The sequence below is a fragment of the Streptomyces sp. NPDC040589 genome, from assembly GCF_055594445.1.
The window spans coordinates 832,150-853,895 of sequence record NZ_JBVIWP010000004.1 but is presented as its reverse complement, the minus strand read 5'-3'; the positions used below and the strand labels follow the sequence as shown (position 1 = coordinate 853,895).

Below are 21,746 nucleotides of genomic sequence, written 5' to 3'. Positions count from 1 at the left end.
GCGTGCTGCGGGGTCTCGTTCTGTGGGCTGTGGGGTGTGGGCGTACGTCAGGGGGGGTGGGGTCAGGGGGCCGCGTCCCGGGGAGCGGGTGCGGCGATGGCGGCGAGTTCGGTGCCGGGGGCGACGGTCAGTCCGTGCATCCCGTAGAAGACGCGTCCGGAGGCTGGGGTGTGGATCTTGTGCTCCCTGCCGTCGGCCGGGTCGATGACGTGGCCGATGACCTGGCCCTCGGTCACGTCATCGCCGAGGGAGAACTCGGGGTACCAGAGGCCGGTGGCGTCGGACGTGACGCCCGCGACCCAGACCCACTCGCGGATGGCGGTGCTGTTCCGGGTCTCTGACTCCATGACACCGAGCCGGGCCAGCACTCCGTACAAGCCGTCGACCAGGCGCCGGGCGACGGCCGGGTCCCGTTCGCCGAGCTTGCCCGTCTCGACGAGGATCGCCGGGATGCCCCGGCGGGCGGCGGCCGCGTGGCTGTTGCCGCCCTCGGCGTTCAGACCGAGGATGACGTCCTCGATGCCGGCCGAGCGGGCCATGTCGGCGGTCCTGCCGTCGAGTTCGGGGGTCCCGGTGAGGCGGTAGCCGACGAAGTCGCGCAGGACCTCGTCGATGCCGCCGGAGTGCAGATCGACGTAGGCCTCGGCAGCGTCCAGCAGATGCGTGAAGAGCCAGGCGGCGAGGCGCTCCGTGGGTCCGCCCTCGGGATCGCCGGGGAAGACGCGGTTGATGTTGACGCCGTCGACCGGGGAGACGCCGAGCCGGCCCCGGTACACGGCCGGGGGGTTGGCGACCGGGCAGAGGACGATCTGGCCGCGTACCTCGCCGGGCTCCAGCAGGGCCGCGAGCCGGGTGGCGGCGTCGATGCCGGTGAACTCGCCGCCGTGCACGCCCGCCGTGATGACGACGCGGGGGCCGGACCGGGCGCCGTTGACCAGGGTCAGCGGGATGTCGACGGTGAGGGTGCCGAGGTCGGCGGGGACGGTGCCGCGGGTCTTGGTGCCGGGCTCGGCGGTCAGGGTGCCGACGGTCAGAGTGCCCACGGTCGGTTGTTCGGTCATGGTCGTCAGGCCTCCGTGCGGTCCTGGGTGGAGATGAAGTCGATGGGCTGCGGCGATGCGCCGCCCAACGCCAGGTCCGCCGCGATGTCACCGAAGGCGGGCGAGAGCTTGAAGCCGTGGCCGGAGAAGCCGGCGAGCAGGACGACATCGCTGTTGCCCGGCAGGGGGCCGACGAGCGGGCGGCTGCTCTCGGTGTAGCCCTCCATGTAGACGGAGAGGCGGACCGGGTCGGGGTTCAGGTCCGGCATGTAGCGGCCCATCAGCTCCGTGAAGATCTCCAGCTCTTCGGGCGCCACCGTGCGGTCGAGGCGGTTCGGGTCGCCGGCCGGGCGGTGCAGGGCGCGGGACAGGCCCAGCTTCACGGAGACGCCGTCCGGGGAGGGCAGCCCGTAGCAGTGGGTGGGGGCGGTGCGGATGAACGCCGGGCGCTCCTCGCCGAACCAGGCGTCGGTGGTGGGCACGTACCAGGCGCTGAGCAGGCGGCGGATGTCCACCTCCCACGGCAGGTCGGGCAGCAGGTCGTTCACCCACGGGCCGGGGCTGACCACGGCCGCGTCGAACCGCTCACTGCCGGTGTCGGTACGGACCTCCACCCCGCTGCCGGTGGGCACGATCTCGCGGACGGTGGTGTAGCGGCGGATGCGGGCGCCCAGCTCCTCGGCGCGGCGGGCGGCGGTCTGGATGGTCAGCTCGGGCCGGATGAAGCCCGCGTGCCGGTCGAGCACGGCGGCGTCGCCGTCCTCGATCCGGAACTGCCCGAAGCGCTTGGCGAGCGCCTCGGCGTCGAGCACCTCGTGGTCGAGGCCGTGCTCGGCGATCGACTGCAGGACGGTCGCCATCTGATGGTGGGCGGTGGGCCCCATCAGCAGGCATCCGGTCAGTCGGCGCAGCTCGCGGCCGGTCTCCTGCTGGAGCGTCTCCCACAGGGTGTCGGCGTGCTGGAGCAGCGGCACATAGCGGGAGTCCTCGAAGTGGGCGCTGCGGAAGATGCGGGTCTCGCCGCCGGCGGCACTGCGGTCGTGGCCCGGGGCGAAACGGTCGTAGCCGACGACCTCGGCTCCGCGGGCGGCCAGGCGCCAGGCGGCCTGAGCGCCCATCGTTCCGACGCCGACGACCGCGACGCGCTTCTTGGCAGACACGAGGGGGTTCCTTTCGTCTCCCGGAGCGCGGATGCTGTACGCCCGGTATGCGGACTCTGGAATTCCGGAAGGGACGGCGTTAGGCGATGGACCGAAGGGCCATGGCTCGCACTGTCCGGGGGGAGGAGGCTTCAGGTTGCTTCTTCGCCAACCTGCCGTGCCACATTGTGGAACGGTGTGCTAGAATCTGGCACGAGAATGGCAGTGGCGAGGAGGGGAGTCAAGGGGTGTACGCAAGGGATTCCGCGAGTTAACGGGGGAAATCAGATGGAAATGAAGAGCGTGACCAGGTCTTTGCGAATCCTGGAAGCGGTCGCGCAGCACCAGCCGGTGACAGTGGGGGAACTGACCAAGCTCTTCGGGCTGCCCAAGTCGACCGTGCAGCGCACGCTGGTCACTCTGAACGAGGCCGGGTGGCTGCGGGCGAACCGCAAGGACACCACGCGCTGGGAGATCGGCGCCCGCGTGCTCGCGGTGCGGCCGGCTGCGCTTCAGGGATCGAGTCTCTTCGCGGCCGCGCGGGAGCCCATGATCCGGCTGCGGGACGCGCTGAACGAGACGATCCACCTGTCGGTGCCGGACGCGCTGCAGTGCATGGTGGTCGTGGACCGGGTCGACTGCCACCACGCGGTGCGGACGTTCCACGCGATCGGCGACACCTCGCCGCTGCACGCCACCGCCACGGGTCGCACGGTCCTGGCCCACCTGCCGCCCGCCGACGTCGAGGAGCTGGTGGAGCGCGGGCTGGAGAGCTACAGCGACGCGACGCTCGTCGATCCGGCCGAGCTGCGCGCCGAGCTGAAGCGGGTGCGTACCGACGGCTACGCGCTCAACCGCAACCAGTACCGCCCGGACGTCTGCGCGATCGCCGCGCCCGTCCTCGACGAGGACGGCACACCGCTCGCCTCCGTGGCCGTCTCCCTGCCCGACTCGCGCTACGACGAGGCACGGCTGCCCGAGTGGGGCCGTCTGGTCGCCGACACGGCGACGGAGATCACCAACCGCCGCCTGGGCGCGTAACGGCCCGGGACGCGTGCCACGCCCCCAGGTGACCATTGGCACCAGGGGGCGTGGCATATCACGGAGTCAGGCGCCCGAACGCGTCGGTCGGATACGCCCTCACCGCACGGGCACCGCGACGTACTGGTACTCCAGGAACTCGTCGATGCCGACCCGGCCGCCCTCACGGCCGAGCCCGGACTGCTTGACCCCGCCGAAGGGCGCGGCCGGGTTGGAGACCAGGCCGGTGTTCAGGCCCACCATGCCCACCTCCAGGCCCTCACTGACGCGCAGGCCGCGGTCGAGCCCCTCGGTGAAGACATAGCCGACGAGACCCCAGGGCGTGTCGTTGGCCCGGCGCAGGACCTCGTCCTCCTCGTCGAAGGTGAGGATCGCGGCGACCGGGCCGAAGATCTCCGTGTCCATCAGACGGCTCTCGGGCGAGACGTCCGCGAGCACGGTCGGCGGGTAGAAACAGCCGGGCCCTTCGGGCGTACGGCCGCCGACCAGCACCTGGGCGCCGCGCTCCACCGCGTCGGCGACCAGCTCCTCGACCTTGGCACGCCCGACGGTGTCGATCAGCGGGCCGACGTCCACGCCGTCCCGGGTGCCGGGGCCCACCACGAGCGCGCCCATCCGCTCGGCGAGCCGCCGCCCGAACTCCTCGGCGACCGACCGGTGGACGAAGAAGCGGTTCGCGGCGGTGCAGGCCTCGCCCATGTTGCGCATCTTGGCGACCATCGCGCCGTCGACGGCCACGTCCAGGTCGGCGTCGTCGAAGACGATGAACGGCGCGTTGCCGCCCAGCTCCATCGACGTCCGTACGACGGTGTCGGCGCACTGCGCGAGCAGCAGCCGGCCGACGGCCGTGGAGCCGGTGAAGGACAGCTTGCGGATCCGGCCGCCGCGCAGCAGCGGTTCGCAGACCTCTCCGGCGCGGGAGGTGGTGACGACGTTCAGCACACCGTCCGGCAGCCCGGCCTCCTTCAGGATCCCGGCGAGGGCGAGGCTGGACAGCGGGGTCTGCGGGGCCGGCTTGAGGATCATCGTGCAGCCCGCGGCGATCGCCGGGCCGATCTTGCGGGTGCCCATGGCCAGCGGGAAGTTCCACGGCGTGATCAGCAGACAGGGGCCGACCGGGCGGCGGGAGAGGAACATGCGGTTGCGGCCGTCGGGCAGCGTGCCGCACCCCCCGTCGATCCGCACGGCCTCCTCGGAGAACCAGCGGAAGAACTCGGCGGCGTACGCCACCTCTCCCTTGGCCTCGGCGAGCGGCTTGCCCATCTCTGACGTCATCAGGCGGGCGAGTTCGTCGGTGCGCTCCAGGATGATCTCGTGCGCGCGGCGCAGGATCTCGCTGCGCGCCCGGGGTGCCGTACGGGCCCATTCGGCCTGGGCCTGGACGGCCGCCTCCTCCGCGAGCCTGGCGTCCTTGGCACCGGCGTCGGCGACATGGCTGAGGATCTCGCCGGTGGCGGGGTCGTCGACGGGCATGGTGGCGCCGTCCGCGGCGTCCACCCAGGCACCGCCGATGAACAACTGGTTCAGTACCTCGGTCATGATGTCTCTCCTGGTCGGTCGGCGCAGGGGTCGAGGAGTTCCGCGAGGTGCAGGGCGCGGATGCCCCGGTCACCGGCGAGGTGGTCGATCTGGGTGGCGCAGCTGAAGCCGTCGGCCACGACGGGGCGTCCGTCGAGGGCGTCGAGACGGGGTGTGAGAGCCAGGTCCGCGACCGCCATCGAGGTGTCGTAGTGCTCCGCCTCGAAGCCGAAGTTCCCGGCGAGTCCGCAGCAGCCCTCGGCCTCGTCGACCGTGCGGACGCCGAGGCGGCGCAGCAGGTCGGCGGGGCGGCGGCCCTTGAAGGTGGCGTACTCGTGGCAGTGGGTCTGCAGGACGACGTCCCGGGGCAGCGGCGGCGGGGTCCAGCCCTGGTCGGCGAGGTCGGTGAGGGCTCCGGTGAAGGTGTGGACGCGGTCGGCGACGCGCCGTGCGGCCTCGGTGCCTAGCAGTTCGGGCACGTCGCGTTTGAGGGCGGCGGCGCAGCTGGGCTCGGCCACGATGATCGGCCGGTCGTCGCTGTCGTCGAGGTGGGCGACCGTACGGGCCATGACCCTGCGGGCCACGGACAGCTGGCCGGTGCTGACCCAGGTCAGTCCGCAGCACAGGCCGTCCCGCGGTGTGCAGGGGAGGCCGGCGTCGGCGAGCACGCGGCTCGCCGCCCCCGCGACCTGGGGCCGGAAGGCCCGGGTGAAGCTGTCGACGAAGAGCAGGGCCTTCGCCGGTTCTCCGGTTTTCGCCGCACGCAGGGTCCGCCGCAGGGCGCGCCGGGAGGCGAAGGCGGGGATCCCGCGCTTCGTGGTCACGCCGCCGAGGCGGGCCAGGAGCCTGCCCAGCGGTCCGCGCAGCAGCAGATTGACCGGCCGGGCCGCGTACCCGGCGAGGGCGGAGGTCCTGGGCAGCCAGCCGAGCGAGTAGTGGGAGCGGGGCCTGAGCCTGCCCTTGTAGTGCTGGTGCAGGAACTCCGCCTTGTACGTCGCCATGTCGACGCCCACCGGACAGTCGCTGGAGCAGGCCTTGCAGGACAGGCACAGATCGAGGGCGTCCTTGACCTCGGTCGAGCGCCAGCCGTCCTGGACGGCCTCGCCCCGCACCATCTCCTGGAGCATGCGGGCCCGGCCGCGGGTGGAGTCGTTCTCCTCTCCCGTGGCCCGGTAGCTCGGGCACATCACCCCGCCGGAGTCGCTGCGGCAGCGGCCGATTCCGACACAGCGGCGCACCGCGCCCGTGAAACCGTCCGTGTCGTGCGGGAAGGTGAACGACGTGTCCACGAGCGGGAGTTCACGCAGCGCGAGGTCGGTGTCCAGGGGGGCCGGCTCGACGATCACGCCGGGGTTGAGCAGTCCGTCGGGGTCGAAGATCCGCTTGAACGCGGCGAACGCGCGGATCATGCGGTGGCTGTACATGACCTCCAGCAGCTCGCTGCGGGCCCGCCCGTCACCGTGCTCGCCCGACAGAGTGCCGCCGTGCGAGACGACCAGCGTGGCCGCCTCGGAGAGGAACCGCCGCATGACGGCCCGGCCGGTGTCCGTGGCCGGGTCGAAGTCGACCCGTACGTGGACGCAGCCCGCGCCGAAGTGCCCGTACAGCACACCGGTCAGGTCGTGCGCGGCCAGCAACTTGCGGAAGTCGCGCAGATAGGCGGCGAGGTTCTCGGGGGCGACGGCCGCGTCCTCCCAGCCGGGCCAGGACTCCCCGCCGTCGACCAACCGGGCGGCCAGCCCGGCCCCGTCCTCCCGGACCCGCCACAGCGAGCGCCGCTCGGCCGGGCTCTCGACGACCCGTCCGCCGGTCAGCCTGCCCTGTGCCTTCAGCACGTCGAGCAGTTCGGCGGCGCGGGCGTCGACCGCGGCCTGGTCCTCGCCCTCGAGTTCGACGTAGAGCCAGGCGCGGCCCTCGGGCAGGCCGGTGACGGAGTCCGGGCCGCGGCGGACGCGCATGGTGGCGACGATCGCCTCGTCCATGCCCTCCACTGCGCTCGGCGAGAAGCGCAGGATCTCCGGCACGTCCTCGGCCGCGTCGACGACGTCGTCGTAGCCGAGGGTCAGCAGCGCCGATGCCTGTGCGGTCGCCACCAGGCGGACCGTCGCGGCGGTGACGACCGCACAGGTGCCTTCGGTGCCCACGAGCGCGCGGGCCATGTCGAAGCCGTTCTCGGGCAGCAGGCGGTGCAGCTGGTAGCCGGAGACCTGGCGCGGGATCCGGCCCAGTTCGGTACGGATCGGCTCCAGGTTGTCGGCGATCAGCCGGCGGACGTCCTCCTCCAGGCGGGCGACGGCTCCGGCGTCCCGAGGATCGACCGGATGCAGCCCGGAGCGGTCGGCGAGGGCCCGCACGCCGTCGGCCGTCACGATCTCCAGTGCCTCGACATGGCCGCTGGTCCGCCCGTCGCGCACCGACCGGTTGCCGCACGCGTCGTTGCCGATCATGCCGCCGAGGGTGCAGCGGCTGTGCGAGGACGGGTCGGGGCCGAAGTCGAGCCCGTGCGGGGCGGTCGCGCCGCGCAGCGCGTCGAGGACGACACCGGCCTCGACGCGTGCGGTGTGGACCTCGGGGTCGATGTCCAGGATCCGGTTCATGTACCGGGAGAAGTCCAGGACGACCCCGAGTCCGACGGCGTTGCCCGCCATGCTCGTGCCGCCGCCCCGGGCCGTGACCGGGACGCCGGTCTCCCGGCAGGCCCGCAGCACCGCGACCACGTCGTCGGCGGTGCGCGGGAAGGCCACGGCCCACGGCAGCACCCGGTAGTTGGAGGCGTCGTAGGCGTAGGGGCCCGTCGCCCCCGGGCCGGTCTCCACCCGCAGGCCGGGCGCGATCTCGGCGATACGGGCCGTCAGACCCGCCAGGTCGCGGGTGGCGGTGGTCATCGGTCCCCGGCTCCCGACGTGCCGGCCTCGACCGCCTTCGCCCAGGCCCGCAGGCCCTCGTCCACGCCCTCCTCGTCGATGACGAGCGCCGGGATCATCCGGACCACCTGGTTCCAGGCGCCGCACAGCAGCAGGAGCAGTCCCTCGTCGACGGCGGCGCGCTGGACGCGGGCGGCGGTCTCGGGGTCGGGGCTGCCGTCCTCGTTGACGAACTCGCTGGCGAGCATGAGGCCGAGGCCGCGGACGTCGCCGATGCCGGGCGTGCGGTCGGCCACCGCCTCCAGGCCCTGGCGCAGCCGTGTGCCCATCGCGTCGGCGTTCTCGACGAGCTTCTCGTCGCGTACGACGTCGAGGGTGGCGCAGGCCGCGGCGCAGGCGACGGCGTTGGCGCCGTAGGTGCCGCCCTGCGAGCCGGGCCAGGCCTTGGCCATCAGCTCCTCGGAGGCGGCGATGCCGGAGATCGGGAAGCCGCTGGCCAGGCCCTTGGCGGTGACGAGGATGTCCGGGGTGACACCGAAGTGGTCGTGGCCCCAGAAGCGCCCGGTGCGGCCGACGCCGGTCTGCACCTCGTCGAGGATCAGCAGGAAGCCGTGCCGGTCCGCCCGCTCCCGCAGCCCCTCCAGGAAGGCGCGGTTCGCGGGCACGTACCCGCCCTCGCCGAGCACCGGCTCGACGATGATCGCGGCCGTGTCGGCCGGCGAGGAGATCGTCTGGAGGGTGTAGTCGAGTTCCTGGAGGGCGAAGCGGGTGGCGGCCTCCTCGTCCCAGCCGTACCGGTAGGCCGTCGGGAACGGCGTGACGACCACACCGCTCATCAGCGGGGAGAAGCCGGACCGGAAGCGGATCCCGGAGGTCGTCATGGAGGCGGCGGCGACCGTACGGCCGTGGAAGCCGCCGTGGCAGACCAGGACGTTGGGACGGCCGGTGGCCTGGCGGGCCAGCCGCAGCGCCGACTCGACGGCCTCGCTGCCGGAGTTGGTGAAGAAGAGGCTGTCCAGGCCGGCCGGCAGCACCTCGCCGAGCTTGTCGACGAGGCGGCGCAGCGGCTGGTGCATGACGGTCGTGTACTGGCCGTGGATGAGCGTGCCCACCTGCTCCTGCGCCGCCGCCACGACCTTGGGGTGGCAGTGCCCGGTGCTGGTGACACCGATGCCGGCGGTGAAGTCGAGGTAGCGGCGGCCGTCCTCACCGTAGAGATGGACGCCCTCGCCCCGGGCGGCCACCACGGGCGTGGCCTGGCGAAGGTGCGGCGACAGTGCGGTCATGTTGGTCTCCCGGCCGTACGTCGAGGTCTGCTTGCGGTGATCCGCGGTACTGGTCCGACACCCCCGAGCATCCGGGCCGCCGCGCGGCGCGACAACGCGTGATCTGTCCAGCCGGAACGCGTTGTTCGGACGTTGTGTCAACCACCGGACCCCCCTGATCCCGCCCGTCCCTCCCGTGGACAGCTCTTGCGCAGGTCAGTGGCGCTTGTCAGAGTGACCAGGCATGCAGGGAGCCACCGTGAACCCACACCCGCCGAGCGTCGCCGACGTCCTGGCCCTGCCCGTCCTGGCCGCCGGGCAGCCGCAGGTCGTCACCGGGCCGGCCGGGCTGGACCGGCCGGTGCGCTGGGTGCACATCACCGAGCTGACGGACCCGGCGTCCTTCCTCAAGGGCGGTGAGCTGGTCCTGACCACGGGCATGCCTCTGCCCGACGACGCGGCGGGTGTCCGCCGGTACGTCGACGAACTCACCGAGGTGGGCGCGGCCGCCCTGGTCATCGAGCTGGTACGGCGCTATCACCGGCCGCCCGACGCCCTCGTCCAGGCCTGCCGCGCCCGGGGGCTGCCCCTGGTCACCCTCGCGCGGGACGTCAACTTCCTGGAGGTCACGCAGGTCGTCCACGCGCTCATCCTCGGGAGCCAGGCCGACGCGATGCGCCGGACTCAGCGGATCCACGAGGCGTTCACCGCGCTGACGCTGCGCGGCGCGGGACCTGAGGACGTGGTGCGCGCGGCGGCGGAGATGAGCGGCCGCACGGTCGTCCTGGAGAACCTGGTGCACCAGGCGCTGATCTGCGAACCGTCCGGAAGCACGGTGGAGGAGGCGCTCGGCGACTGGGAACAGCGCTCCCGGGCCACCGAGCCCGGCGCCCACACCGGGGCGAGCGGCCCGGAGGGCTGGCTCACGGCACCCGTCTCCTACCAGGGCGAACGCTGGGGCCGCCTGGCCATGCTCCAGGGGGCGGCCGACAGCCCGGCCTTCGGGCCGGAGCACATCACCGTCCTGGAGCGGACGGCGATGGCCCTGACCGTCGCCCGGCTCATCCACTCCACGCCCTGGGAGCACACGGCCCACCGCACCGCCCTTCGTGAGCTGGCGGAACAGCGCCACCACTCCCCCGAGGACGCCCGCGCCCGCTGTGCCGCGCTGGGCCTGCCCACGGAGGACAGCCGCTACCTGGCGATCCTCGTCGACCTGGGCCCGGGTGCCGAAGGAGGCGAGCTGGAGACCCGACTGCACAGCGAGCTGCGATCTGCGGGGGTCCCGGCCCTCGTCGGCGAGCTCACCCCCGGTCGCCTCGGCATCCTGCCGGCCCTGCGTCCTGACCGGCCCTGGCGCCCCGTGGCGGAACGGCTGTGCCGCACCGCGCTGGGGCTGGTCCCGAGGGCGATCGTGGGCGTCGGATCGGAGGTGGCGGACCTCGCCGACGCGGCACGCTCCTTCCGGGAGGCGGCCCGCGTCATAGAGGCCACCCCGCCCGGCCAGCTTCCTCCCCCGGACCGTTCCTTCCACGAGCTGCCGGACATCGATCTGCGCCGCCTGCTGTACGCCCTGCGCGAGGACACGCGCGTCCAGGACTACACCGAGCGCCGCCTCGGCCGGCTCATCGACCACGACACCCGGCACGGCACCGAGCTGCTCGCCACGCTGGGCCACTACCTCGACGCCGCCGGCAACAAGACCACCGCGGCCCGTCGCGGCGGCTTGTCCCGGGAGACCATGTACCAGCGTCTGCGCACCATCGAGCGCCTCCTGGACTCCGACCTCGAGTCCGGCGAACGGCGCACCGAACTCCACGTGGCGCTCACGGCGTTGCGCGTGCTGCGCGAGGGGTGAAGGGGGCCTCGGCCGCGGACCGGCCGCCGCTCCTGTGAGCCGTCCGCGACCTCGTTCTGCAGTGAAGTCTGCCAGGGCATCGGTGCGTTCGGTGTTGCTTTCGGTGTTGCTGGTGTAGGGAGCCGCTGGTAGGCCCACTCGTCGAGCAGAGTGCGGTTGAAGCGTTCGACCTGCCGTTGGTCTGCGGCCGGTACGCGCGGGTGAGTTTGCCGGTGGCGCCGAGGTCGGCCAAGGCTTGCTGCCAGGCGAAGCTCTTGCGAGGGCCAGGCGTTGTCGGTCAGGACCGTTCGATGCGGTCGATGCCGCAGCCGGCGAAGAGGCCGCGGCCCGTCGCAGGAAGGCCGCGCAGGTGACGGCCTTCTCGTCTGGATGGACTTCGCTGTAGGCCAGGCGGCTGTGGTCGTCGACGGCGGAGTGGATGTAGTCGAAACCCAGGCCGCTGCGGGCGGCCCGGCCGGCCTGGCGGCACGGAGGCCTTTGCCGTGATCAAGTCCGGCCAGCGTCAACAACGCTCTTGATCAATACAGCTAGCCCCTCTTCCGACGACCTGTGACCGTCGCTGCAGCGTTTGGGTTTCTCAGTGGAAACCGTCGTACTCATGCAGTCAGTGGCAGACACCGGCCGCGCGTGCACGATGACGGACAATACGGCCAATGTCACCGGAGCTCTCCTGGGGGCACTCGCAGGTGCCGCCTGGCTGTACCTACGGCGGCAGGCACCGCGAAATCCCGTCCGCGATCTGTTCTGGGGCATGGGACGGACTTGCCGCAGTGAGCGCTGCGGCCCTGGCAGGGCTCATCCACTTCCGGGTTCTGACTCCCGGGACGTCCCGCGTCTCGGCGCCGCGGGGTTTGTGAGGGTGCGGAGGGGCCCTCGGGGTGCGTGGGCCGCTCCGGGGTGCAAGATGTCAGGATGGGGGCATGACTATCAAGGTTTTCTTTGACATCACCATCGACGACGTTCCCGCCGGCCGGATCAACATGAACCTGTTCGACGACGTCGCCCCCAAGACCGTGGAGAACTTCCGCGCGCTGGCGACCGGCGAGAAGGGCTTCGGCTACAAGGGCTCGTCCTTCCATCGCGTCATCCCGGAGTTCATGCTCCAGGGCGGTGACTTCACCCGCGGCGACGGCACGGGCGGCAAGAGCATCTACGGCGAGAAGTTCCCCGACGAGAACTTCACGCTCAAGCACACCAAGCCAGGCCAGCTCTCCATGGCCAACGCCGGCCCGAACACCAACGGCTCGCAGTTCTTCATCACCACGATCGTGACGTCGTGGCTTGACGGCAAGCACGTCGTGTTTGGCGAGGTCGCCGACGAGAGCAGCATGGAGCTCGTACGGAAGATCGAGGGCTACGGCTCGCGGTCCGGCCGTACCTCGGCCACCGTCACCATCGCCGACTCCGGCACTCTCTGACGGTAAAGCGCCTGTTTAACGGCTCTGCGAGGTGACGTCGGCCTTCTGGTCAGGGTGCCGTCGGGTCGTGGTGTAGCTGGTCGGGGTCGTCTCATCGGTGACGACGGCCTTCTTGCCAAGCCGTTCCGCCTCGGAATCTACGGCACAGCCGCCGCGGAGCTCAGGTGTCGAAATCCACCGTCAGCGCGTCGGAGACCGGGAACGACTGGCAGGTGAGGACGTAGCCCGCGTCGACCTCGGCCGGTTCGAGGGCGAAGTTGCGCCGCATGTCGGCCTTGCCGTCGGTGACCAGGGCACGGCAGGTGCCGCAGACGCCGCCCTTGCAGGCGAACGGCAGGTCCGGGCGGGTCTGCTGGGCGCCTTCGAGGATGCTCCGCTCCCGGGGGAGGGCGGAGGTGGTGGAGCGGCCGTCGAGGGTGACGGTGACCTGGCTGACCGGACCGGTCGGGCCGGTCTCGGCGTGGTGGACCTCGCGCACGGGCTCGTCGTCGGCGTAGAACAGCTCCTGGTGGACGCGGTCGGCGGGCACGCCGAGGCCGGCCAGGACCTGCTGGGCGGCGCGGACCATGCCGTGCGGGCCGCACAGCCACCAGTGGTCGGCGGAGTCCACGTCCACCAGCGCGTCGACGAGGGCCGACAGCCGGTCGGCGTCGAGGCGGCCGGAGAGCACCTCGGCCTCGCGGGGTTCGCGGGAGAGGACATGGGCGAGCTGGAACCGCGTCGGATACAGGTCCTTCAGGTCGGCGAGCTCGTCGGCGAACATCACGGTGCCGGTGCGGCGGTTGCCGTAGAGGAGGGTGACCGTCGAGCGGGAGTCGGCGGCCAGGACGGACTCGGCGATGGAGACCATGGGCGTGATGCCGGAGCCTGCCGCGATCAGGACGTGGTGACCGGGGGCGGTGAGGTCGGGCGTGAAGGCGCCGGTGGGTGCCATGACCTCGACGGTGTCGCCGGGGCGTACGTCGCGCACCAGCCAGGAGGAGAACAGGCCGCCCGGTACGACGCGTACGCCGATGCGCGGGGCGGTGCCGGCGGGTGAGCAGATCGAGTACGAGCGGCGCTCGTCCCGGCCGTCGATCCCGCGCCGCAGGGTGAGCGACTGGCCGGGCTCGAAGGCGAACTCCTCGGCCAGCTCGGCCGGGATGTCGAAGCTGACGGCTGCCGCGTCCTCGCACAGCGGCTGCACGGCGGCGACCCGCAGGGGGTGGAAGACCGGACGTCGGCGGGCACGAGCGCGTGCCGCCGGGGCGGGGGCCGGCTCCATCAGGTCGTCCATCAGATCTCCTTGACGTACTCGAACGGCTCGCGGCAGGCGAGGCAGCGCCACAGGGACTTGCAGGACGTGGCGGCGAAGCGGGAGGTCTCCTCGGTGTCGTGGAAACCGCAGCGGGGGCAGGGCACCGAGCGGCGGGACGGCGACAGCACGAGCGGGACCGGGCCGGTGGTGCGGGCGGGCGCGGCCCCGGGCGGGGCGATGCCGTGCTCGGCGAGCTTGCGCCGGCCGTCCGGGGTGATCCAGTCGCTGGTCCACGGCGGGTCGAGGACGGTGCGGATCTCCACGCGCGCGTAGCCCGCGTCCCTCAGCCGGGCGGCCACTCCGGCGCGCATCTCCGCCATCGCCGGGCAGCCCGAGTAGGTCGGGGTCAGGCTCGCGACCACCGTCCCGTCCGGGGTCAAGGACACGTCGCGCAGCACGCCGAGGTCGGCCAGGGTGAGCATGGGCAGCTCGGGGTCGGGCACCTGCTCGGCGATGCGCCGGGCCCGCCGCTCGTCCAGGAGTGTCGTCACCATGTCGTCTCCGGGTGGGCGCGGGCGATGCCCTGCAACTCGGCCAGCAGCGGGGCGAGATGCTCGGTGTGCTCCCCGGTGCGGCCCGAACCGGGCAGCGGCCGGTAGACGGGCATGGGCAGCCCGGCCGCCTCGGTGACCTGGCGCAGGACGGCGACGACCTCGTCCCGTACGTCGTGCGCCGTGAACAGCTCGCCGAGATACGGCGCGACCTGCTCCAGCGCCCTGCGCGTCCGGCGGTGCGATTCCTCGGTGCCGTCACCGAGGCGCACCACCCACTCGGCCGCGTACTGCCGGTGGTAGGCCAGCTCCTTCACACCCTTGGCCGCGATCGCCGCGAGCACCGGGTCCCGGTGAGCGGTGAGCCGCTCGAAGTACGCGAGGCGCCAGCTCGCGAACACCAGCAGCCGTACGGTCGAGAACGCGAAGTCGTCGTTGGGCAGTTCGGCCAGGCGTACGTTGCGGAAGTCGCCGGCGTCCCGGAAGTAGGCGTAGGCGTCCTCGCCGCGGCCGGTGCCGTCGACCTGGCCCGCGCGGGAGTAGAGCAGGCGGGCCTGGCCCAGCAGATCGAGTCCGATGTTGGCCAACGCCACCTCCTCCTCCAGCTCGGGGGCCCGGGTGGTCCACTCGGCGAGCCGCTGGGCCGCGACCAGGGCGTCGTCGGCCAGGGTGACGCAGAGGGCGGCCAGTTCACCGGCGTCGACGCCGTCGGGCACGGCCGTGTCCACGCCGTGCAGGGGGTCCTCGAAGCCGGTGCCGTAGGCCCAGCGGGTGTCGTCCTCGTGTCCCTCGGCGAGGGTCATGTAGACGTGGTCGTCACTCATGCCCTCTCCTTCAGATGTGCGGGACGTCGTCAGGGATGTCGTAGAACGTCGGGTGCCGGTAGACCTTGTCGGCGCTGGGCGCGAAGAAAGGGTCCTTCTCGTCGCGGGTGGAGGCGGCGATGTGCTCCGAGCGCACGACCCAGATGCTCACGCCCTCGTTGCGCCGTGTGTACAGGTCGCGGGCGTGGGTGAGCGCCATGCGGTCGTCGGCGGCGTGCAGCGAGCCCACGTGGACGTGGTTCAGGCCGCGCTTGCCGCGCACGAACACCTCGTACAGCGGCCAGTCCTGCTTGTCGGCGGCGCTCATGCCACCGCTCCCTTCTGTGCGCGGGCCGCCTGTTTGGCGGCGTGGGCGGTGGCCGCCTCGCGCACCCAGGTGCCCTCCTCGTGGGCCGTGCGGCGTCGCTCCGTCCGCTGGGCGTTGCACGGGCCGTCGCCCTTGATGACCCGCATCAGCTCGTCCCAGTCGGGGGTGCCGAAGTCGTGGTGTCCCCGCTCGTCGTTCCAGCGCAGCTCCGGGTCCGGGAGCGTCACGCCGAGCTTCTCGGCCTGCGGGACGGTCATGTCGACGAAACGCTGACGCAGTTCGTCGTTGCTGTGCCGCTTGATCTTCCAGGCCATCGACTGCGCGGAGTTGGGCGAGGCGTCGTCGGGCGGGCCGAACATCATCAGGGACGGCCACCACCAGCGGTCCACCGCGTCCTGCACCATCTCCCGCTGTGCCGCGGTGCCGCGCATCATCGTCATCAGCAGTTCGTAGCCCTGCCGCTGGTGGAACGACTCCTCCTTGCAGATCCGCACCATCGCGCGCGCGTACGGCCCGTACGACGACCTGCACAGCGGCACCTGGTTGCAGATCGCGGCACCGTCCACGAACCAGCCGATCACCCCGACGTCCGCGAAGCTCAGCGTGGGGTAGTTGAAGATCGACGAGTACTTCTGGCGACCCTCGATCAGCCGGTCCGTGAGATCCGCACGGTCCGCGCCCAGCGTCTCCGCCGCCGAGTACAGATACAGCCCGTGCCCGGCCTCGTCCTGGACCTTGGCGAACAGAATGGCCTTGCGGCGCAGCGACGGCGCGCGCGTGATCCACTCGCCCTCCGGCTGCATGCCGATGATCTCCGAGTGCGCGTGCTGCGCGATCTGACGGATCAGTGTCTTCCGGTAGCCCTCCGGCATCCAGTCGCGCGGCTCGATCCGCTGGTCCCGCGCGATCGTCACGTCGAAGTGCTGCTGGAGAACCGGCTCGGCGCCGTCCGCCCCCTCGGGGCTGGAGTGTGTCGTATCCATCCGTCCCACTTCCCAACCGACCATTCGTTCGGTCCATGATAGGACAGGCCCGGCCGCCTTGGTAAGCCCTCGATCCTTGACATGCGCACAGGCGATGGGATTATTTGGCAACGCCGAAGCTAACCGAATGTTCGGTCGGTAGACAAGGTGGTGCGAGAGGTGACCCATACCGCTGACGCGACGCCGGCCGCGGAGGCGATGTTCGCCGCGGACCAAGCCTCACGGGGGCTCGGTGTCGAGCTGCTCGAGCAGGGCGAAGGAACCGCCGTGCTCCGGATGACCGTGACCCCGGGGATGGTGAACGGGCACGGGATCGCCCACGGGGGCTACGTCTTCCTGCTCGCCGACAGCGCCTTCGCCTGCGCCTGCAACAGCCACGGCCCGGTGACCGTCGCGGCAGGGGCCGACGTCACCTTCGTGGCCCCGGCGTACGAGGGCGACGTGCTCGTGGCGCGGGCCGAGGAACGCACCCGGTTCGGCCGCAGCGGCCTCTACGACGTGAGCGTGCTGCGGGGCGACGAGGTGATAGCGGAGTTCCGGGGCCGCAGCCGCACCATCGGGAGCGCGAGTACGACGTCGGAGGAGTCGCGATGACCGGGCAGCGGCGGGGTGAGCCCCTCCCCCACGATCTGCTGGACGACGCCGAGCGCCTCACCCGCGTGCAGCTGCGCGAGCTCCAGCTCGACCGGCTGCGCCGGAGTCTGCGGCACGCCTACGACAACGTGGAGGCGTACCGGAAGAAGTTCGACGCCGCCGGGGTCACACCCGAGGACTGCCGCTCGCTGGAGGACCTGTCCCGGTTCCCCTTCACGACCAAGGCCGATCTGCGCGACAGCTACCCGTTCGGCATGTTCGCCGTCCCCATGGACCAGGTCCGCCGCGTGCACGCCTCCAGCGGCACCACGGGCCGCCCCACGGTCGTCGGCTACACGGAGAACGACCTGTCGATGTGGGCGGACCTCGTCGCCCGCTCGATCCGTGCCGCCGGCGGACGCCCGGGCCACAAGGTGCACATCTCCTACGGCTACGGGCTGTTCACCGGAGGCCTCGGCGCGCACTACGGCGCCGAGCGCGCCGGGTGTCTGGTGATCCCGGCCTCCGGGGGCATGACCGCACGCCAGGTGCAGATCATCCAGGACTTCGAGCCCGAGATCATCATGGTCACGCCGTCCTACATGCTGACCCTCCTCGACGAGTTCGAGCGACAGGGCGTCGACCCGCGCTCCACCTCCCTGCGGGTGGGCATCTTCGGTGCCGAGCCGTGGACGGAGGAGATGCGCCGCGAGATCGAGGAGCGCATGGACATCCACGCCGTCGACATATACGGCCTGTCCGAGGTGATCGGCCCGGGGGTCGCGCAGGAGTGCGTGGAGACCAAGGACGGCCTGCACGTATGGGAGGACCATTTCCTTCCCGAGGTCGTCGACCCGATCACGGGTGAGGTGCTGCCCGAGGGCGAGGAGGGCGAGCTGGTCTTCACGTCCCTGACCAAGGAGGCGCTGCCGGTCGTCCGCTACCGCACCCGCGACCTGACCCGGCTGCTGCCCGGCACGGCCCGGCCCGCCTTCCGCCGCATCCAGAAGATCACCGGCCGCTGCGACGACATGATCATCCTGCGCGGGGTGAACGTCTTCCCCAGCCAGATCGAGGAGATCGTCCTGCGCACGCCCGGCGTCGCCCCGCACTTCCAGATCCAGCTGACCCGGCGAGGCCGCATGGACCACATGACCGTCCACGTCGAGAGCCGCCCGGGCACGCCCGCCGACCGGCGCGAGGCCGCCGCCCGCGCGATCGCGCAGGACGTCAAGGACGGCGTCGGCGTCACGGTCGACGTGGCGATCGTCGAACCGGAGACGCTGGAGCGGTCGGTCGGCAAGCTGCGGCGGGTGAAGGATCTGCGGTGAGGTCCTACCGCTCGGTCGCCGGGCAGCCGGTTTCAGTGGACTGCTCGGGCAGATAGCGGGACCGTTCCAGCGGGGTGAGCGTGGTGTCGATGGCCCGGCAGATGTCGCGGATCGCGCGGGCCGGGTCGGGGAGGTCTACGTTCCACAGCTCGACGGAGGGGCCCACGCTGATGGCCAGGGTGTGGCCGTCCGGGCTGAACGTCACGGCTACCGCGCGCGAGCGGGTGGGTAGGGTGCGTCTGATCTGGCTGGTGGTGAGGTCCCACAGGTGGACTCCTCGTTCGTTGCTCGCGGCCAGGGTGCGCCCGTCTGAGCTGAAGGCCAGCGCCCCGACCTCACCGCTGACACTGAAGCTGTCCTGGAGCTGACCGGTGCGTGCGTTCCATGTCTTCACGGTTCCCCTGGCGCTGCTTGCGGTGGCCAGGGTGTGGCCGTCCGGGCTGAAGGCGAGAGACAGCAGCATTCCGGCGTTCGGCTTGATGGTGCGCTGGATTCGGCCGGTGGCGGCGTCGAGCAGTCTGACCTGCTCGTGGCCATCCCTGACGTGCGCGACGGCGAGTGTGAGGCCGTCCGGGGCGAACGCCAATGCCCTGACGGATTCGCCATGGGCCGTGTGCAGTGCGCCGGTCGAGAGGTGCCAGGTCCGAATCGATCCGTCATGGCCGACGAGGGCGAGCCGTGTCCCGTCGGGGCTGAAGGCCGCCTTGGCGATGTCTCCCAGGGCCCGGCTTTGACGAAGGCGGCCCGTGGCGACCTCCCGGACCTCGATCACTCCGTTCTCGGTGGCCCTGGCAGCCAGGGCACGCCCGGTCGGGCTGAACCCCACAGCTCCGAAGCGGAGAACCGTGAAGCGCAGTTCCTCCTCCCGGAGTGCCGGGTCGGTGTCCAGCGCCAGTGTGCCGTTGCGATCGCCGGTCCTGACCTCCCAGAGCTGTACCGCCCCACGGCCGGGCCACCCTTGGCGAACCGCGGCCAGAGAGCGTCCGTCCGGACCGAATGCCATGTCCGTTACATACGCGCCTTGGTGGCCTTGCAATCTGGTGTGTGGTTGATCGGCGGTCAAGCGGTGGACGCGAACGGTGGGGTCCGCGTTGCTGCTGGTCACCAACGTGCGACCGTCCGCGCCCAGCGCCACCGTCATCAACTCCCGCCCGTGGTGACCGACCGTCACGGTGCCCCGCGCTGCGCCGGAGGCGGTGTCAAACAGCCGTACCGTGTCCCCTCGGCCCTCTATGGCGAGGGTCCTCCCGTCGGGGGCGAAGGCCAGAGCGTCCAACCCCATGGGGCCGTCACCGACGGTGTGCCGGACGGCACCGGTGGCCACGTCACGCAGTTGCACCGAACCGTCGGTGCGGGCAACCACGAATGTCCGGGCGTCGGGGCTGAGAGCCACGGCATCGCCCTCGATGTGGCTGTCGCGGGCGATCCGGGTGCGGCCGCTCGCCACGTCCCACACTCGTGCCATTCCCGGGCTGCCGACCGCCACGACGGTACGTCCGTCAGGGCCGAAGGCGACCGCCTGCGGATCGGTGAGGCTGGTGAAGCTGTGCCTCGTGCGGCCGGTGGCCACGTCCCATACCCGCACAGCCGTAGGGGAGGAAGCCGCCACAGTACGCCCGTCAGGGCTGAACGCCGTTGCCCTTACCGCACCGTCGGGGACGGTGACGGTACTGATTCTCCTGCCGGTGGCCGGGTCCCACAGTCCGATCGCCGCGCCGGCGTCACCGGAGGTCGCGACTGCCAGGGTGCGTCCGTCGGGGCTGAGCGCCGCGACTTCACCGGTGTCAGGGCCAGTGAACGTGTGCCGGAGCCGTCCCCCGGGAAGTTCCCAGATCCGCACCTTGCCGTCTTGGCTGTGGGTGGCAACGGTACGTCCGTCCGTGCTGACGGTGAGGGAACGCACCGGTTCCTTCCCACTGACCAGACGCTCGCTCAGCGGCAACGCCGCAGCGTCATACAGCGCGGCGGCCGCTTCACGCGTCGGACTGATGCGGTACGCATGCACAGCGAGCAGCGACGCCAGATCCGGTTCAGACTCCAGCAGCGCACCGGACTGCGCTGCCAACTGCCGCGATTGCGCCACATGCTGGGCACTCACCGCGCTCTGCCACTGCCCCACGGCAAGACCCGCGGCGACGAGCGCGAGGCACAGCGCGGCGGTGACCGCGGTGAGCACCAGCCGGTACCGGCGGCGGCCCTTCTGCTCATGGTCGCGACTGGCGTCGAGGAAGGCCTGCTCCACCTCGGTCAGGTCCTCGCGCGATGCGCCGCCGAAGTGTTCCTGCGCGGCGGCGAGCCGACTCCCCCGGCACAACGCGCCCTCTTCCCGCCCCAGTTCCTGCCAGGCGTGGGCCGCTTCGGTCAGGTCCCGGTGCACACGCAGGCGTTCGCGGTCGTCCTCGATCCACCCGCGCAGCCGGGGCCAGGCCGTGATCAGTGCCTCGTGGGCCATCTCGACCGTGTCGCCGTCCAGGGTGAGTAGCCGAGCCCCGGCGAGCGCGTCGACCACCCGGGCGGTGTCGTCCCGGCCGGTGCCGGGCAGTTCCGCGCGGTCGACGGGACGGCGAGTGTCGGGGGTACCGTCGCCAGGGGCGACCAGGCGCAGCAGCACCCGGCGGGCGGCAGCCGCCTGGTCGTCGGTGAACCTGCCGTAGACCTCCTCGGCGGTCCTGGCGATCGCACCGTCCAGGCATCCGGCGGCCTCGTAGCCCGCCAGGGTCAGTGTCTTGCCGCGGCGGCGGCGCCAGGTCTCCAGCAACGCGTGGGACAGCAGCGGCAGTCCGCCCGGCGCGTCCGCGACCTCCTCGACCAGCCGGGCGGTGAGGGCGCGTTCCACGGTCAGTCCGGCGGCCTTGGCCGGTTTGACGACGGCGGCCCGCAGTTCGGCCTGGCTCATCGCTCCGGCCAGGAGGTTGGCATCGCGCAGTGCGTCGGCCAGGTCGCGGTGCTCGGCGCAGCGGCCGTAGAAGTCGCCGCGTACCGCCAGCAGCACCCGCAGGCGGCTCTCCGGCTCCCGGGCTGTCAGCAACAGGTCGATGAAGCGGGCGCGTTCGGACGCGTCGTGGCAGAGCGTGAAGACCTCTTCGAACTGGTCGACGATCACGAAGGTGTCCGCTCCGGCGCTGCCGTCGTGGGGCGTCGCGGGGGTGAGGAGGGGTGCGTGGCTGCGGGCGGGGCGTTCGCCCGGTGTCAGGATCCGGATCGCGGCCGGGCGCAGGTCCGGCTCCTGGGCGTGCCGGAGCACGGGTATCAGGCCGGCCCGTAACAGGGAGGACTTGCCGCTGCCGGAGGGGCCGAAGACCGCGGCGAACCGCCGTCGGCGCAACAGCTCGACCAGGTCGGCGGTGAGCTGCTCCCGGCCGAAGAACAGGCCGCTGTCCCCGGTCTCGAACCGTGCCAGTCCCCGGTACGGCGGGAGGGATCCGTCGTCGTCCCGGGAGCCGTCACCGGCGGACTCCTCCACCGCCTCCTTCCACCGGGCCTCCCATTCGGCCGGGTCTCCGCCGCACGCCTCCGCATAGGCGAGGGCCACCGGCAGCGTCGGCAACCGCTCGCCTCCTGCCGCCTGCGCCAGCGTGGTCACCGAGTAGCCCGCCCGTTGGGCCAGCGACCGGTAGGTGATCCCGTCCGCCTCCGCCCTCAGCTTGCGTAACTCGAACGCGAACCGCTGCACCGGTCCCGCCGCCGGATCCACCGGCACCTCATGACGCCCCGCCACCCCCGCACCCCCTCCGGCCCGCCTCATTGTCAGGCCGCCAGAACCGTACTGCCGAACAATGATCAAGCCGCTGAACTCG

At 71.7% G+C, this 21,746-nt stretch carries 16 protein-coding genes and 1 pseudogene; 5 read left to right on the top strand and 12 right to left on the bottom strand.

Annotation, left to right across the window (positions count from 1 at the left end; all coding sequences use genetic code 11):
• Window positions 1-62: 62 nt before the first annotated feature.
• Window positions 63-1,061 carry a succinylglutamate desuccinylase/aspartoacylase family protein gene (locus ACZ58V_RS21710; RefSeq protein ID WP_471291496.1) on the bottom strand — a complete coding sequence of 333 codons (999 nt, stop codon included), beginning with the start codon at window positions 1,059-1,061 and terminating at the stop codon, window positions 63-65.
• Between the two features lie 5 nt (window positions 1,062-1,066).
• Complete coding sequence (gene solA, locus ACZ58V_RS21705; RefSeq protein ID WP_471291494.1) at window positions 1,067-2,200, bottom strand: N-methyl-L-tryptophan oxidase; 1,134 nt, start codon at window positions 2,198-2,200, stop codon at window positions 1,067-1,069.
• A 273-nt stretch (window positions 2,201-2,473) separates the two neighbouring features.
• On the opposite strand from solA, the gene ACZ58V_RS21700 reads away from it, so the two are divergent.
• Complete coding sequence (locus ACZ58V_RS21700; protein ID WP_189725453.1) at window positions 2,474-3,220, top strand: IclR family transcriptional regulator; 747 nt, start codon at window positions 2,474-2,476, stop codon at window positions 3,218-3,220.
• Between the two features lie 99 nt (window positions 3,221-3,319).
• On the opposite strand, the gene ACZ58V_RS21695 is transcribed toward ACZ58V_RS21700, so the two are convergent.
• Genes ACZ58V_RS21695 through ACZ58V_RS21685 form a run of 3 tightly spaced genes read right to left on the bottom strand, consistent with a single transcriptional unit; the run spans window position 3,320 to window position 8,888 of the window.
• Window positions 3,320-4,759 carry an NAD-dependent succinate-semialdehyde dehydrogenase gene (locus ACZ58V_RS21695; RefSeq protein WP_468196455.1) on the bottom strand — a complete coding sequence of 480 codons (1,440 nt, stop codon included), beginning with the start codon at window positions 4,757-4,759 and terminating at the stop codon, window positions 3,320-3,322.
• Window positions 4,756-7,623, bottom strand: a complete 2,868-nt coding sequence (locus tag ACZ58V_RS21690) for an FAD-binding and (Fe-S)-binding domain-containing protein (protein ID WP_471291492.1) — start codon at window positions 7,621-7,623, stop codon at window positions 4,756-4,758. Before ACZ58V_RS21690 ends, ACZ58V_RS21695 begins: the two co-directional genes overlap by 4 nt.
• Window positions 7,620-8,888: an aspartate aminotransferase family protein gene (locus tag ACZ58V_RS21685; protein ID WP_471291490.1), complete on the bottom strand. Its 1,269-nt coding sequence runs from the start codon at window positions 8,886-8,888 to the stop codon at window positions 7,620-7,622. The genes ACZ58V_RS21690 and ACZ58V_RS21685 overlap by 4 nt, the downstream gene beginning before the upstream one ends.
• Before the next feature lie 223 nt (window positions 8,889-9,111).
• On the opposite strand from ACZ58V_RS21685, the gene ACZ58V_RS21680 reads away from it, so the two are divergent.
• Window positions 9,112-10,725 (top strand): PucR family transcriptional regulator, encoded by a 1,614-nt coding sequence (locus ACZ58V_RS21680; protein ID WP_468196450.1) that lies wholly within the window; start codon window positions 9,112-9,114, stop codon window positions 10,723-10,725.
• A gap of 259 nt (window positions 10,726-10,984) precedes the next feature.
• Here ACZ58V_RS21680 and ACZ58V_RS21675 read toward each other — a convergent pair.
• A pseudogene (locus ACZ58V_RS21675) lies at window positions 10,985-11,172 on the bottom strand (IS481 family transposase); the annotation flags it as partial.
• A 473-nt stretch (window positions 11,173-11,645) separates the two neighbouring features.
• Here ACZ58V_RS21675 and ACZ58V_RS21670 point away from each other — a divergent pair.
• Window positions 11,646-12,143: a peptidylprolyl isomerase gene (locus tag ACZ58V_RS21670; protein ID WP_189725146.1), complete on the top strand. Its 498-nt coding sequence runs from the start codon at window positions 11,646-11,648 to the stop codon at window positions 12,141-12,143.
• 160 nt (window positions 12,144-12,303) lie between these two features.
• On the opposite strand, the gene paaE is transcribed toward ACZ58V_RS21670, so the two are convergent.
• From paaE to paaA, 5 genes are read right to left on the bottom strand one after another with little or no spacing between them, the layout of a single operon-like run.
• On the bottom strand, window positions 12,304-13,419 hold the full coding sequence (gene paaE, locus ACZ58V_RS21665; protein ID WP_468196447.1) for a 1,2-phenylacetyl-CoA epoxidase subunit PaaE: 1,116 nt from the start codon (window positions 13,417-13,419) through the stop codon (window positions 12,304-12,306).
• On the bottom strand, window positions 13,419-13,934 hold the full coding sequence (paaD, locus tag ACZ58V_RS21660) for a 1,2-phenylacetyl-CoA epoxidase subunit PaaD (RefSeq protein WP_468196444.1): 516 nt from the start codon (window positions 13,932-13,934) through the stop codon (window positions 13,419-13,421). The genes paaE and paaD overlap by 1 nt, the downstream gene beginning before the upstream one ends.
• Entirely contained in the window at window positions 13,928-14,755 is an 828-nt protein-coding gene (paaC, locus tag ACZ58V_RS21655) for a 1,2-phenylacetyl-CoA epoxidase subunit PaaC (RefSeq protein WP_471291488.1), read from the bottom strand. The genes paaD and paaC overlap by 7 nt, the downstream gene beginning before the upstream one ends.
• A 10-nt stretch (window positions 14,756-14,765) precedes the next feature.
• Window positions 14,766-15,062 carry a 1,2-phenylacetyl-CoA epoxidase subunit PaaB gene (paaB, locus tag ACZ58V_RS21650; protein WP_471291486.1) on the bottom strand — a complete coding sequence of 99 codons (297 nt, stop codon included), beginning with the start codon at window positions 15,060-15,062 and terminating at the stop codon, window positions 14,766-14,768.
• Window positions 15,059-16,045, bottom strand: coding sequence for a 1,2-phenylacetyl-CoA epoxidase subunit PaaA (gene paaA, locus ACZ58V_RS21645; protein WP_468196437.1), 987 nt, complete (start codon window positions 16,043-16,045; stop codon window positions 15,059-15,061). Before paaA ends, paaB begins: the two co-directional genes overlap by 4 nt.
• Window positions 16,046-16,243: 198 nt before the next feature.
• Between paaA and paaI the strand changes: the two genes are divergently transcribed.
• Window positions 16,244-16,639 (top strand): hydroxyphenylacetyl-CoA thioesterase PaaI, encoded by a 396-nt coding sequence (gene paaI, locus ACZ58V_RS21640; RefSeq protein WP_471291757.1) that lies wholly within the window; start codon window positions 16,244-16,246, stop codon window positions 16,637-16,639.
• Window positions 16,636-17,949, top strand: coding sequence for a phenylacetate--CoA ligase PaaK (gene paaK / locus ACZ58V_RS21635; RefSeq protein WP_471291484.1), 1,314 nt, complete (start codon window positions 16,636-16,638; stop codon window positions 17,947-17,949). Before paaI ends, paaK begins: the two co-directional genes overlap by 4 nt.
• A gap of 4 nt (window positions 17,950-17,953) precedes the next feature.
• On the opposite strand, the gene ACZ58V_RS21630 is transcribed toward paaK, so the two are convergent.
• Window positions 17,954-21,694, bottom strand: coding sequence for an nSTAND1 domain-containing NTPase (locus tag ACZ58V_RS21630; RefSeq protein WP_471291482.1), 3,741 nt, complete (start codon window positions 21,692-21,694; stop codon window positions 17,954-17,956).
• Between the last annotated feature and the right edge of the window lie 52 nt (window positions 21,695-21,746).